Source organism: Emticicia sp. CRIBPO (assembly GCF_009905725.1).
In the GTDB taxonomy this organism is placed as follows: domain Bacteria; phylum Bacteroidota; class Bacteroidia; order Cytophagales; family Spirosomataceae; genus Leadbetterella.
In genome coordinates this window covers 1-14043 of record NZ_JAAAKV010000005.1, presented here as the reverse complement: position 1 = coordinate 14043, position 14043 = coordinate 1, and the positions used below count along the sequence as shown (strand labels likewise).

Annotated in this window: 13 protein-coding genes; 12 read left to right on the top strand and 1 reads right to left on the bottom strand. The window is 41.4% G+C overall.

The annotated features are described in order from the left end of the window. The first annotated feature begins 136 nt into the window (after positions 1 to 136). The 7 genes from GVN16_RS11265 to GVN16_RS11235 all read left to right on the top strand — a co-directional run bounded on the left by GVN16_RS11265 (position 137) and on the right by GVN16_RS11235 (position 4587). Positions 137 to 628, top strand: a complete 492-nt coding sequence (locus GVN16_RS11265; protein ID WP_166564004.1) for a hypothetical protein — start codon at positions 137 to 139, stop codon at positions 626 to 628. A gap of 152 nt (positions 629 to 780) precedes the next feature. Next, positions 781 to 1212, top strand: a complete 432-nt coding sequence (locus GVN16_RS11260) for a hypothetical protein (RefSeq protein ID WP_166564003.1) — start codon at positions 781 to 783, stop codon at positions 1210 to 1212. A 126-nt stretch (positions 1213 to 1338) separates the two neighbouring features. Next, on the top strand, positions 1339 to 1800 hold the full coding sequence (locus tag GVN16_RS11255; protein WP_166564002.1) for a hypothetical protein: 462 nt from the start codon (positions 1339 to 1341) through the stop codon (positions 1798 to 1800). Positions 1801 to 1828: 28 nt separating this feature from the next. Next, complete coding sequence (locus tag GVN16_RS11250) at positions 1829 to 2560, top strand: hypothetical protein (RefSeq protein WP_166564001.1); 732 nt, start codon at positions 1829 to 1831, stop codon at positions 2558 to 2560. Beyond that, a complete protein-coding gene (gene yidD, locus GVN16_RS11245) occupies positions 2505 to 2939 on the top strand; it encodes a membrane protein insertion efficiency factor YidD (RefSeq protein ID WP_229244138.1) in 435 nt (144 codons plus the stop codon). Before GVN16_RS11250 ends, yidD begins: the two co-directional genes overlap by 56 nt. A 9-nt stretch (positions 2940 to 2948) precedes the next feature. Further along, a complete protein-coding gene (locus GVN16_RS11240; RefSeq protein WP_166563999.1) occupies positions 2949 to 3785 on the top strand; it encodes a lipopolysaccharide assembly protein LapB in 837 nt (278 codons plus the stop codon). Further along, positions 3760 to 4587, top strand: a complete 828-nt coding sequence (locus GVN16_RS11235; RefSeq protein ID WP_166563998.1) for a tol-pal system YbgF family protein — start codon at positions 3760 to 3762, stop codon at positions 4585 to 4587. The genes GVN16_RS11240 and GVN16_RS11235 overlap by 26 nt, the downstream gene beginning before the upstream one ends. Here GVN16_RS11235 and GVN16_RS11230 read toward each other — a convergent pair. After that, complete coding sequence (locus GVN16_RS11230; protein WP_166563997.1) at positions 4584 to 6587, bottom strand: tetratricopeptide repeat protein; 2004 nt, start codon at positions 6585 to 6587, stop codon at positions 4584 to 4586. The genes GVN16_RS11235 and GVN16_RS11230 overlap by 4 nt on opposite strands. Positions 6588 to 6788: 201 nt before the next feature. On the opposite strand from GVN16_RS11230, the gene GVN16_RS11225 reads away from it, so the two are divergent. The 5 genes from GVN16_RS11225 to GVN16_RS11205 are packed head-to-tail and all read left to right on the top strand — an operon-like array spanning position 6789 to position 13590. After that, complete coding sequence (locus tag GVN16_RS11225; protein WP_166563996.1) at positions 6789 to 8516, top strand: tetratricopeptide repeat protein; 1728 nt, start codon at positions 6789 to 6791, stop codon at positions 8514 to 8516. Positions 8517 to 8536: 20 nt separating this feature from the next. Next, a complete protein-coding gene (locus tag GVN16_RS11220) occupies positions 8537 to 9388 on the top strand; it encodes a DUF4292 domain-containing protein (protein WP_166563995.1) in 852 nt (283 codons plus the stop codon). 23 nt (positions 9389 to 9411) lie between these two features. Beyond that, a complete protein-coding gene (locus GVN16_RS11215; RefSeq protein WP_166563994.1) occupies positions 9412 to 10686 on the top strand; it encodes a murein hydrolase activator EnvC in 1275 nt (424 codons plus the stop codon). A gap of 24 nt (positions 10687 to 10710) precedes the next feature. Further along, positions 10711 to 11526 (top strand): 3-methyl-2-oxobutanoate hydroxymethyltransferase, encoded by an 816-nt coding sequence (gene panB, locus GVN16_RS11210; RefSeq protein WP_166563993.1) that lies wholly within the window; start codon positions 10711 to 10713, stop codon positions 11524 to 11526. A 24-nt stretch (positions 11527 to 11550) separates the two neighbouring features. Next, a complete protein-coding gene (locus tag GVN16_RS11205) occupies positions 11551 to 13590 on the top strand; it encodes a ComEC/Rec2 family competence protein (protein ID WP_166563992.1) in 2040 nt (679 codons plus the stop codon). Positions 13591 to 14043: the final 453 nt, after the last annotated feature.

Genomic DNA, 14043 nt, shown 5'->3' with positions numbered 1-14043 from the left:
GGCCTTGAATAGCTTGATTCGATAATCTTCCGTTGATTTGCAGAATAAATATTCATATGGAGTCAGAGAAGCGGATATTTGCGGAATCTGATGAGTAAACTTTTAACGTACAAAAATTTTAATCCAAATTGTTATTATGAAAAAACTATTGTTTTTTGCCGTTTTTTGCCTTTCAGTGAGTTTGGTTCAGGCTCAGGGATTTGATAAAGGAACAAAAAATCTGAATGTGGGTGTTGGTTATGGTTACGGTCTCGGAGCAAATGCTTCTCTTGACTATGGGGTGTCAGATCTGATCAGTGTTGGTGCGATGGCCGGTTTTTCAAGAAGATCTTACTTCGGATACGGATACAACTATTTAGTATTGGGTGGACGCGGAGCTGTTCACTTTGGTAAATTCCTGGAAGAACCGCTTGGAATGGATGCAGATAAATTCGATCCGTATGTAGGTTTAACGGGTGGTTTCAGAAGGGTTTCTTACACAGATGGTTATGTTGGATACAGCGGAGCAGGCACCGGGGTTATGCTGGGTGGTTATGTGGGCTTAAGATATCAGCTGAAAGGCAGCCTGGGCGTTTATGCGGAACTTGGCTCTCCTTTTTCTACGGTAGGTATAACACTTAAGTTTTAACAAAAGCGAAGAATCCGGAGTGATTTTTAAATAAAAATGTCTTTTAATGAACTATTTTCAAAACAGACAAAATGTTTTGATTAATTTCTTTGAAAAGCAAACGAAAATAGTTTAATATTGTCACTTTCTTTTAACAATAAAATCTTTCAATTATGAAGAAAATTCTTTCCCTTATCGCATTATTCAGCTTAAGCATCTCATTGTCTTTCGCTGAAGAAGCAAAAGAGACGTTCAACTATAATGAACAAAAAATCAATGCAGACTTTAAGCAATTAGAAAAAATCGAGAAGTACGTTCAGAAAAACGAAGGTACTACTTTAGAGAGCCTTAAATCTCAAAACTCTGAACTTGTTTCAGGCATCAACCTAAGTGCAGATGCATCTGCTTCACTAATGGCGGACGAGCTTCCTCTTGGAATCCCGGCGTTCTGGTGGGGATGTGTACTGGGTATCATAGGTATCCTTATCGTTTACCTTGTTACTGATAAAGACAAAGATCAAACCAAGAAAGCCCTTTTTGGTTGTTTGATCTGGACTGGTATCTGGATCCTTTACGCGGTCTTTATTAACAGCCTGTTCTGGTAATAATAAGAAATCAGAAAATAGTCTAACCCTTCAAAAGGGTTAGACTATTTTTATTTATAAGTAAATACCCAATTTGTAAGGGAAACCCGTCGTTATCCCCATCCCAAGAATAATTTTTAAAAACAGATGAAAATCAGATACACCGGCCTGGTACTATTGTTTTGTTCCATTTCTTTATTTTCCATTGCAAAAGAAACTGCACAGCCCTTTGATTATGATGAAAATCAAATGACACAGGAGTTTGAGAAACTTAACCGGATCGAAGAATTCGTGTCGAAAAACAAGGGCCTTGATATAAAAGAGCTTGAAAAAGTAAACCCACAGTTGTTATCAGATATTGAAATGAGACAAGAGGCAACGATGACATTTGATACCAAAGATGAATTGCCTCTGGGGGTTCCGAGTTTTTGGTGGGGATGCTGTTTAGGCGGTCTTGGTATTCTTTTGGTATATATCTTTTCCGATGAAGATAAAGAGCAAACCAAAAAAGCCTTCTATGGCTGCCTGGTAAGCGGGGCTACAGCAGCGGTACTATATCTGGGCTATTTCTTGTTTCTGGCAACCACAGCGGCAAGTGTGACATACTGATTACACTCGGAGCTTTAAAAAAAGAGTAATGAATCCAATAAAAATATTCCTGTTTGTATTTCTGTTGATTGCCGGTTCGCAATATGGCCAGGCACAGCAGTTTTACAGATTCAAAGCCGATATTTCGGTGAAAGATAAGTTGGTAGACGGAACCTACCGTCTGACGATGGGGAAAGTATATTATGATAAACTCTACAAAAAGATCGTTTATAAGCTGAATTTCCCTAACATCGAAACCATGGTCATCCAGGATACCACGCTTTTTAAAATCGACAAGACAAATAAACTTATTGAGTCATCGAGGACATTCCTTATCCCTGATTTTACGGTGTTTCACCTGGCTTTGACAGGAAAACTGTCTGATTACGGCTTAAAAGCCGCCGCCAATGACCGGGCCATCTATAAGATCGGGAAAGTGGAAAAGGACGAGAAGGGTCTGACCACAACATGGGTGCCGGCAGAAAAAGAATTTAAAAAGGTATTTGGGGACATCAAAATGCTGACTATCAATAAGAAACTGGATGCCATGATCTTTTACAATGCCAAAGGGAAAATTGTCAGTCGTCAGTTTTTCAAGAAGTACGTCAACGTAAAAGGAGTGGAGTTCCCAACGGAAGTGACCATGATCAGTTATGCTGAAGACGGGAGGGTCAATACACAATTGACGACCTATAAAAACGTTTTAATAGATCAAAATAATGAAGATGAAATATATCGTTACAGGATTCCTATTACTAAGTCTGTTACTGCTAAAAAATGACCTGAAAGCACAGACAAAATCGGAGATCGGTCGTCATCGCAACATTATTGATGACGGAAACGTCAAAAGAGAGTATACAGAAGCAAAAAATAATAAAAACGAAATACAGGTTCTGTTCTCCGGACTCTTTTTGTTTTATAAAACCTTCGTTTCATCACAGGATCAGTCAGTCTGTACTTTTACACCTTCCTGCTCGGAATTCGGGATATTGTCGGTTAAGCAGTATGGAATGATCAGAGGGGGTATGATGACCATGGACAGGCTTACAAGGTGTAACGGATTATCCCCTTCAAATTATGAACTTGAAAAAAAGACCATGCTTTTAAAAGATGATCCGAGAGAAAAAAAATATGTACCCATTGTTTCGATCGTCAACTAGTGCCTTGTTATGAAAAAACAACTATTTAAAGTTTTGACGGTTGTCTTGCTTTTTCCATTTTGCAACGGGTTTTCCCAGGATCTTTATACTTACGAAAATTCAAAAAAATTCGGAGAATACCTGCTTAAGTCAGGGCAATTTGACCTGGCTACCAAAGAATATGAGCGTCTGGTATTTTTAAATTCATCCAACGACAGTCTCAAACTCAATCTTATCAAAGCCTATCGTTTATCCGGTAAATTTGACACGGGCTTGCTCAGGGTGTCACAATTGTATCCTGAAACGGCTGAAATGCCCTTTCCGCATGCGATGGAGTATTCCAAAATACTGATGAACAAAAGGAGCTTTCCAGAAGCTGTAAGTTTTTGGAATGAAAGCAAATCGATACCGGCAGAAGATAAAATATTACTGAAGACCACCACCCTGATATTTGACTCAAAATTCAAAAATGCACAGGCTCAGTTGTCCCAGTTCGGAAATGTTCAGAACCCTTTGGCAGCCGGTTATCAATCTATCCTGGACAGGGGGTTGAACGGCAAGAAGAAAAGCCCGTTCCTGGCAGCCGCATTATCGACGATTGTTCCCGGAACAGGAAAAGCCTATACCAAAAACTGGAAGGACGGCCTGATTTCCTTTGTATTTGTGGGGGTGATGGCGTTTCAGTCTTACAGGATGTTTAATAAACATGGGATAAATGACGCCCGTGGATGGATTTATGGAACGATCGGAACCGGGTTTTACATCGGGAATATCTACGGATCTGCGAAATCGGCGAATGACTATAACAGGAAAAAGATTAATACGTTGCAACATGAGGCGAGTGCTTTGTTTAATACTTATTATTAGCAGCGTAGCCGTCCATGGGCAGACCATAGACCAGACGTTAAGCTTTGCCAATACTCTGTTTGAAAAGAAAGAGTACAGTAATGCTGTGGAAGTTTACAAGAGAGTGCTGTTTTTTGACCAGAACGGTGAATACGGCCGGGAAATCTATAAAAACATAGCCGATTGTCTTTATAATACGGAGAAATTTGAGGACGCAGCCAATTATTACGAACTCGCGTTTTTTTCAGAAAGCTCTGACAGTGTCAAAAATGAGATTAACTTTCTGAAGGCCTCCTGCTATCTTATTCTGAGGCAATATGACTATGCCCAGATAGAGCTGCTTAACCTTACCGATAGTTTGTATTCAGGCCAGAGCAGGAAAAGAGACTATTACGAAGGGATGGTTTATTTTGCAAAAGATGAGTTTGCTGCCTCTGAAAAGAGCTTTAAAAGCCAGGTTTCTGATACAACAATCATACACAAACTCTTCAGAAAGAACGACAGGATCAGCCGCATCAGCCCCAAAAAGGCCAAAATCCTGAGCATGATCATTCCCGGCCTTGGTCAATTTTACGTGGGAGACATAAAAAACGGACTTAATTCGATGATCCTTACCGGTGGTTTATTCTATCTCGGCATCCGTGCGGGCTTGAACAATTCGTTTTGGGAGGCCGGTATTTCAACCTTACCGTGGTTTCAAAGGTACTATACCGGAGGATTTACCAAAGCCGAAAAAATAGCCCAGACTAAAATCAAAGAAAGAAGGTATAAAGTATATAACCAGTTGCTTGATGAGCTGGAAAAACAGCCGGGATCACATTAAGGTTGTTTTACTTTTAAAGCTTCAATCGCCTCTTTCTTGCCTTTACGGGCAGCTTTGGTGTGCCATTCCCTTGCTAGCTGGGCATTGTTCCTGATGGCGTAATTTACCCCGATATTGTATTCAAAATCACCGGTAGTGTCATAAACAGCAGCCCTTTGCCAGAACTCAATGGCTTTGCTGTCTGAGCCGGTATTGATAAATGAAATCCCGATGTTTTTATATGCCGGCATAAACTGCGGGTTTTTGGCAATCAGGGCTTCCAGGTCCCGGACTTCTCTGGCTGCATCACCTTCGAGACCAAAAGACAGGGCCCGGTTTAAATGAGCGTCCCAGTTCTTCGGATCTTTTTTAATAATGCTGTCAAAAACAGCTCTCGCAGCGTCATACTTTTTCTGGCCCATCAGGATAGAGCCCTGGGTAATGAGGTATTCGGCGTTGTCTGGATCATTTTTTGTCGCAATAAGATTGAATTTCATCGCATTATCAAAGTCATTGCTTTTGTAATAGGCCAGTGACATGAGCCAGTACACACGGTTGTTTTTAGGGAGAAACTGCTCGGATTTCCGGAGATACTCCAGGGCCCCTTTGTAATCCCCTTCATCAATAAGGATAGAGCCGATGGTACGGCAAACGTCGGCGTTCTGAAAATTATTACCATCAGCAGCCAGCATGTATTTTTTGGTGGTTACAAAGTCTTTTTGAGCCAGGTAATACCAGCCAATATTGCTTAAAACCATGGGACTTGCCGGATAGAATTTCTCTGCAGGCTTAAAAAGGGTAAACCCGTTTTTCCAATGGCCCACCTGGAAAAACGACATCACCGATAATATCACAATAATAAGCCCCGAAACAATATAACCTAAGCTGCTTTTGTCAATAAACCTTGCCAAAACAGAAGCAATCAGAAACAAAGGTCCTATAGAAGACAGGTAGTAATATCTGTCGGCCACCACGGCACTTCCGACAGGGAAAACCTGTAAAACAGTGGAAACCGCAATCAGGAAGAATGCTGCAGCCCAAAACACCTTTGGTTTTTTTCGGCCAAGCCACCATACCAGGACTGTAAAAATGACTATACCAACCAGAGCAGACGCATAAACAGAAGGCATGGCACCGTCGATCTTGGTAGGATAAGGATAAAAAGGCAGAAGATTGATGGGGAAGAAAGTCTTTACCCAATAAAACAAAAAGGCAAACGCCACCATTTGAACACGTTCAAATGGGGTATATGCATCGCTTATCACCTGGGAAGCATCGGCTCCGGCATCTTTTTGTGCCGTTGTAGCGATGTAAGCAAAGATAAGCGTCAGGACGAAATAAGGGATTTTGTTGATCAACAAAGCGGGTTTCAACGGCTTCTTCAGCATCCAGAGGTCTGTAATAATCAGCAAAGCAGGCAAAACAACGGCCATACCCTTGGAAAGACAGGACGCCAGAAAGAACAGGATCGAGTAGACATAATACTTTTTGCTGTTGCTATCATCGAATTTCAGGTAGTTGATCAGGGAAAGCAACAGGAAGAACGTGTATAAAACATCCTTGCGTTCGGCCGCCCAGGCAACAGACTCAACATGTAGCGGGTGAATAGCGAATAACAAAGCAGATAAAATCGAAACATTAAAAGACTGACGGAGTTTCTGGAAGATAATAAAAACCAGCCAGGAGTTCAGAATATGAAAGATGATGTTCGTAAAATGATAGACAGAGGGGCTTTTACCTGCAATCGTATAGTCTATGGCCAGGGAAAGCATGGTCAGGGGGTGGTAATTACCCGCGGCAAAATCTGTGAAAATGCCTTTAAGGTTAAAGTCTTTTACATTATCATTCAGTAGAATATAGATCTCATCATCCCACACGAGGCCATTGTCCCACACCAGGGAATACGAAATGAAAACCAGGACACCAAGCAAGGAAAGGACAAGATACGGGTTGATTTGAAAAGGCTTTATTGGCAGGGCTGTCTCAATGACAGGCTGAGAGATTTTTTTATTTTTGGCCATTTTTAAGGGTTTTAAGCTTTTACTTTATCAGGGCTTTGTAATAAGGCACACAAAATACGCAATAGTTTGTGTTTTTGTAACAAATTACTCATTTTTACGTTTTCTAATGGTTTTTGAAGTAGTTTTAAGCTAATTTCAGATAAACCAGAAATCACCGAGATCAAAAATAATAAATTACTAATTAGCAGGTGCTCACCAGACATGAAAACAGGTATTATTAAAATATACTTTCTGTGTTTTATTCCACTGATGGGGATGGCTCAAAAGGGACGTCCTGACAAAAAGGATGGCACAGTAAGTGAGAAAGATCTTCAGACTGAGGCGGTGTTTGTGGAGGGGATGAAGTACTTTATTGCGGAGGATTACGCCAATGCTGGGAAAAACTTCAAGGTGATAGTTGACAAATCCGGAGAAAATGCCGGGGCATTCTTCATGCTGTCGCGGATTGAAAACCTGCAGAATAACCTGGATAAGGCAACCTCATATGCTGAGAAAGCCCAGAGTATAGATAAGGAAAACGTGTTTTATCAGAAACAGTACGGAGAGTTGCTGGTAAAATCCAAAAGATATAAAGAGGCCGTTGAAGTATTCCGGAAAATCGAAAAAATGCACCCCGGAGACATTGAAAACTATCTGGCCCTGGCAGACGCCTATATGGTTCAGAATAAAAGTTCTGAAGCCATCAAGGTTTTTGATGACCTGGAAAGGACCATCGGCGTCAACGAAGAAATTACCAGGCAAAAACAGTTGATTTTCCTGAATCAGAATAAGGTGGATGCCGCTTTAAAAGAAGGGGATAAACTGATGAAGTCTGAACCCCTGGAGCCGGAGTTTTTAATTCAGCAGGCTCAGATCATGATGGCCAACAACAGGCTGAATGAAGCTATAGATTTGCTGACAGAAAACCTGAAACATAACCCTGCCATCGGCGAAGCCAATGTACTCCTCTCGGAAATTTACAGAAAAAAGGGAGACATCGCCAAAAGTAATGAGCAACTTCAGAAGGCATTTGCCAACAAGAGCCTCACAGCCGATATCAAACTTAAGATATTGGGTAATTATATCCTTTCCATTGACGAAAGAAAAGAACCGATAGACTATAATCAGTTGCTTTCGTTGACAGAAAGCGTAATTCAACAGGCTCCTCAGGAGGCTAAGGCCTATGTTTTCCTCGCAGACATCCTGGTTAAAAAAGGAGAGCCTGAAAAAGCGAGAGAGGCCTACCTGCAGGCTGTAAAATATGACAGTTCCATTTTTGAAGTGTGGCTGGCCATTATAGAGCTCGATTCCAAGCTCAACCAGATGAAAGAGCTCGTGAAACATTCAGAAAAGGCATTGGAGTATTTTCCTAACCAGGCTTTTCTGTGGCACCAGAACGGGATGGGAAACTATGTTTTAAAAAACTATGAAGATGCCGTTGCTTCATTGCAGGAAGCCGGAAGACTGGCATCCGGAAACCCGGATCTGAAAAACCATGTGAATGCCCTGCTGGGCGATGCCTGGAATGAATTGAAACAATACACCAAGTCGGATGCGGCTTATGAAACGGTTTTAAAAGACGCTCCTGACTTCGAATATGTACTGAATAATTACAGTTATTTCCTGGCCTTAAGAAAGCAGAAGCTTGACAGGGCCAAAGAACTGTCAACAACCCTGATTTCGAAATATCCTAATAATGCCTCATACCTGGACACCCATGCTTGGGTCCTTTATCAGCAAAATGACTACCAGAATGCCAAAAAAATCATTGAGCAGGCCCTGACCATCAATCCAAACTCCAGTGCCGCTGTTTATGATCATTATGGTGATGTTTTGTACAAACTGGGAGATAAGGCCAGGGCTATTGAACAATGGAAAAAAGCACTTTCCAAAAGCCCGGAAAACCAGACTATCGGGAAAAAGATCACCACCGGCGAATTAATAGAATAAGAATTTTTAAAAAACATTGAATGCGATTACAACAAATTATACTCGGTCTTGTCGTCATATTTTCTATCTCCTGCAGATCTCAGAAACTAAAAAAAGCAAGAGTGGAGGTCGGACCGTCGGTGACCGCTACCACAACCATCAGTCAGGATTCTGCCAATGCACCGGAGAAAGAAATCGTAAATACTACCAATGCTTCTGATGAGCCGAAGGTGTTTTTCGAAGTAGCTGAAACCACTTTTGAAACAGCAAAACTGAAAACCCAGATAGATATCAGGTCAAGTCAGCTTAACCAGGCTTTTCCGGCCAATATTAATATAAAGAAAGACAGTGTCATCTGGATTTCCGTCGTTTTCGGGCTTGAAGCTGCAAGAGCGACCATTAACCAGGATTCTGTATTTTTGCTGGACAGACTCAACAGGAAATATTATAAGCTGAGTTTTGCGGATTTAAGCAGGCAGCTGAATTTCGACCTGAATTTCGGATTGCTGCAATCTCTTATTTTAGGAAACATGCCCGTCAGGCCGGATAACACAGATATATATAAGAAAGAGGCATCATTTAATACAATCGCTCAGAAGAGGAATGAGGTAAGCATCGACAACAAATTCGACAGCAGCAATAACCAGCTGTTTGAGATCGAAGCCAACGATCAGAAGTCAAATTCTCAGATGTCGATAAAGTACAAGGAGTTTGTCTCTGTGAGTGAGAAGATCCTGCCGCAGATCATCTCTGTGATTGTAAAAGGAGGAGGAGAACAACCGAAAAACACAACGATAACATTTCAACATTCGAAGTTCGATTTTTCAGACAAGGAGTTAAAGTTTCCGTTTAGTATCCCTAAATCATATAGTGAAGGGAAAATCAAATTTTAGAGTATTCGAAGACCCATTACCGGATGTCCCTTAAGACCTTAAATAAAAGCAAGTTTTTTTTAGCCGCTCTCATGCTGGTGACTTCGGTTGTTTTCGGACAATCTCAGATTGCCAAATCCAGAAGTCAGTTAGAAAAGGAGAAGAAACAGAACCTTGCGAAGATCAACCAGGCCAGGAAGATCCTTGCCAGCACACAGAAAGAAAAATCCAGCACCCTGGGCCAGGTAAAGGCCTTCAATCATCAGATAGCCAATAAAGAACAGCAGATTGCTTTGATTAATGATGATGTCAAGCTCATTTCTTTGGAAATGAGAGAGCTGATCAAGGCAAGGGAAGACCTGAAAAATCAACTGGCAGCCCTTCAGAAGGAATATGCTGAAATGATCTATAAAGCCTCCAAGAGCAGTAGCAAGATTACCAAACTGAGCTTTTTGTTTTCTTCCGGCTCCTTCAATGAGCTTTTTATGCGATACAAGTACCTTAAGCAGTACTCAGAAAACCGGAAGTCGCAATTGCAGCAGATCAACAGAATCTCTGAAATGCTGTCCCAGAGGCAAAAGGCATTGGTCGATAAAAAGAAAAAACAAGAAGGCCTGGCCGCTGAGATCAACCAGGAAACGAAAAACCTGGAAGAGCTGGTAAAACAGCAGAATGCCATTGTGGACGAGCTCTCTAAAAAAGAAGGAGAAATAAAAAAGGAGATAGAAAGTACCCGTGCTGCAGTTAAAGACCTGAATAACCTGATTTCGTCTGTGATTTCGAAAGAAGTGGCCAGCAGGAAAACCCCGCCGAAGTCAAGAAAAGAAGCGATAGAAAACAGGAAAAAAGAAGAAACGGCCGTCAGGGTAGTAAAAGCACCTAAAGAGGAAGCTGATATAAAACTGGTTTCAGGGAGTTTCCGTGCCAACAGGGCAAGACTCCCGTGGCCGGTAAGTGAAGGGTTTGTTTCGGATCACTTTGGCGTAAAAAGTCACCCTTTGTTAAAAGGAGTAATGATCGATAATAATGGAATAGATATCCAAACGACTGAAAACGCAACAGTCTTCAGCGTTTTTGATGGGGTGGTCCTGGATATATCTGAGATTCCGGGTTTAAATAAGGTTGTGGCTATTCAGCATGGCGATTATTATACCGTCTATGCCAACCTCAACTCAGTCAATGTGGGAATCAATCAGAAAGTGGGAGCTAAAGATATCATAGGATCTGCCGCAAGAAAAGATGGATCTTCTGAAATAAATTTTCAAATTTGGCATAACTTTGAGAAACTTAATCCGGAACCCTGGTTAAGTTCAAGATAGGAAACAACAAAATAATTAAAAGCAATGTCTGTTCATTCTGAAATCAAACGAGTTACCACAAGTACCTTAAAAGAATTAAAATCAAAAGGACAAAAAATAGCCTGTCTTACAGCCTATGATTATTCTATGGCGAGGCTTGTGGATGCTTCAGGCATTGAGCTCATTTTGGTCGGAGACTCGGCATCTAATGTCATGGCGGGTCATGAAACCACCTTGCCTATTACATTGGACCAGATGATTTACCACGCCCAATCTGTTGTGAGGGCGGTAAAGAGGGCATTGGTTGTTGTAGACTTGCCTTTCGGAAGTTATCAGGGAAACTCCGAGGAAGCACTCAGGTCTGCCATCAGGATCATGAAAGAATCAGGGGCACATGCTGTTAAGCTGGAAGGAGGAGAGGAAATCAAAGAATCCATTGTCAGGATTTTAAGTGCGGGTATTCCGGTAATGGGCCACCTGGGGCTTACCCCGCAATCTATCTATAAATTCGGAACGTATTCTGTCAGGGCTAAGGAAGAGGAGGAGGCCATGCTTTTAAAAAGCAATGCCAAACTATTAACAGAATTAGGCTGTTTTGCTGTAGTGCTGGAAAAAATCCCGGGAAAACTCGCCCAGGAAGTCACGGACTCTATAGATATCCCCACAGTAGGCATTGGAGCAGGGGCCGGGTGCGACGGACAAATCCTGGTCGTTCATGATATGCTTGGCATCAACCAGAACTTCTCGCCAAGGTTTTTAAGAAGATACGCAGATTTGTATGGCGTTATGATCAATGCCTTTACAGAATATATAAAAAATGTAAAAGAAGGCGATTTCCCGAACGAGAAAGAGTCCTATTAATTAAGCCGAACTTTTCACACAACTATGAATTTTAAACCATACCCATTTCTGAGGTATTTACTTTTCCTTATACCAGGAATTGTCCTCAATGAATACTGCAGCACTCAGCCGGAATTTCTTTTGACGGCCCTTCTCTTGTTTTCACTGGTTTATATCGCCGGCATAATTTACCGCAAACGCTATTTGAGGTATATGCTTTTTCCGATGTTATTTATCCTGGGATGCTGGATGGCCGTTGTTCATAATGAGAGAACATCACCCGCACATTTTTTAAACCATGGTGATTATTCTTCTTACCTGGTAAGCATAAATTCTGCAACAGAGCCTAAGCCTAAGACCTACAAGTGCACCGCCGAAATAAAAGCCATTAGAACCGGGAATAAGTGGAAGAAAGTAAAAGGTAAGACACTCCTTTATTTCACCAAATCCAGCAACAGTATTCCGTCTTTTGGAGATGTATATATAATAAGAGGAAAACCGAGGGAAATAGAACCCCCGAAAAACGCCTTCGAATTTGATTACCGGCAATATCAGCGGAGGAAAAATGTATACACACACCACTTCCTCAGAACGGGCGATTTTGTCAGGGCAGGCCATAAAACCATTCATCCGCTTTTTGAATGGGCACAAAGTCTTAACCGGTATTCTGACCAAAGTTTTAGAAAACACCTGGAGACTCCTGATCAGTTGGGGGTGGCCGAAGCCCTGATTGCCGGCATAAGGAGCGAACTGGACCAGGACATTGTCAATGCCTATTCTGTTTCCGGGGCGATTCACGTTCTTTCCGTTTCGGGTATGCACGTTGGAATATTGTTTCTGGTCTTAAACTGGATGGCAGGCTTTCTGAACAAAGAGAAGAACAAGAAGCTGATTCCTACTATTATTCTTATTGGCCTCTTATGGATCTATGCCCTGTATACCGGATTAAGTCCCAGTGTTTGCCGGGCCACCCTTATGTTTTCTCTTATTCAGATCGGCCAGGCACTTAACCGCGATGCCAATTCCTATAATATTATAGCGTTTTCGGCTTTTGTATTGTTGCTGATTAATCCCAACTGGCTGTTTGATGTCGGATTCCAGCTTTCCTATCTGGCGGTGTTAGGGATAATCATGCTTTATAATCCCATTCGCAACCAACTTGAGATTAAAAACCGGGCACTCCGGTGGCTGTGGGAGATCTCGGTCGTTTCATTTGTCGCCCAGTTATTTACTTTTCCTTTAAGTATCTATTATTTCCACCAGTTTCCGACGTACTTCCTTCTTTCCAATCCTGCCGTAGCCATTTTAGCCACCCCGATTTTACCTGTCGGATTACTCCTCATTGTTTTTGCAAAGGTGCCCTTCCTTGCTGATGCCCTGGGAATGGCTTTGAAATACCTTATACAATGGCTGAACGATTTCGTTATTTTTACGACAACCCTTCCTTTTTCTTCTTTGAAAGGGTTTAGTATGAGCTTGCCGGGGCTCGCACTTCTTTACCTGTTTATAGGATCATTAACATACTTCTTTCTGAAATCAGACATCCGTGCCCTCAAGCTGGCTTCTGTTAGTACGGCCGTACTGTGTATGATGAAGATCTTTGGTTTTTACAGGCAGGCATCCCAACACGAAATGGCCATTCATTATATACCCAACAGTTCTGCCGTCAGTATTATTGACGGGAGGGAGGTGAAAACCATTGCTGCAGATTCTGTTTTAAACGACCCCATGGTTTATCAGTTTCACTTAAAGAACTATTATGATCATGCAGGAATTCACAAAACAGAGAAAATACCTGTTCCGGATGTGGGAGCAAATCAGATATCAGATGGAAAACATGCCGTGGTCTGGATTCTTAAGCGGATAAAATGGACCCCGGTACCTGCTCAGATTGTCTTAATTTCAAACAATGCGGTTAAAGATTTGAAGGATTTTAAAGAATTTAGCTTTAGAGGGAAGATTATTTTAGATGGATCCAACAAAAAATGGGTGGTGGAAAAACTAAAAAACCAGGCCAGGGCCTACAAAATGGACTTAATTTCACTTTATGACCATGGATCATTGATAATTTCTGGGAGGGAATAAACCATTATTTATATCAGCCGGTAAAAAAAGCATGGCATTATTCGAAGAATCTTCTGTATTTATTAACACCCTGTTTTACGCAAAATGCTGATAACAAGAAAATAAGGGAAAAGGGCTACAAAATATTATTTGGCGGGGTTTTGCATTTGTAAAAAAAGCTTCTACCTTTGCACTCCCGTTCAGCACGGAGATAGTTTTTTGAAAAGTACGGCAGAAAGAAACAAAAAATAAAATTAAAATTTTTCTTGTTTTGAAAAGAATTAAGCAGTAACTTTGCAATCCGTTTCGATAAGTTTTTACAACGAATCAAAAACGGAAAAACAGAAAAGAGTGATCGAAGAAGAAGTGATCACATCAGATACATGGAGTATCAACGAGCCTACGAGAGAGTAGGATAAAGTTCATTAACTTGTTGGAGATATAGACGGACTTTCGAAAAGTCAGGAACTTGCA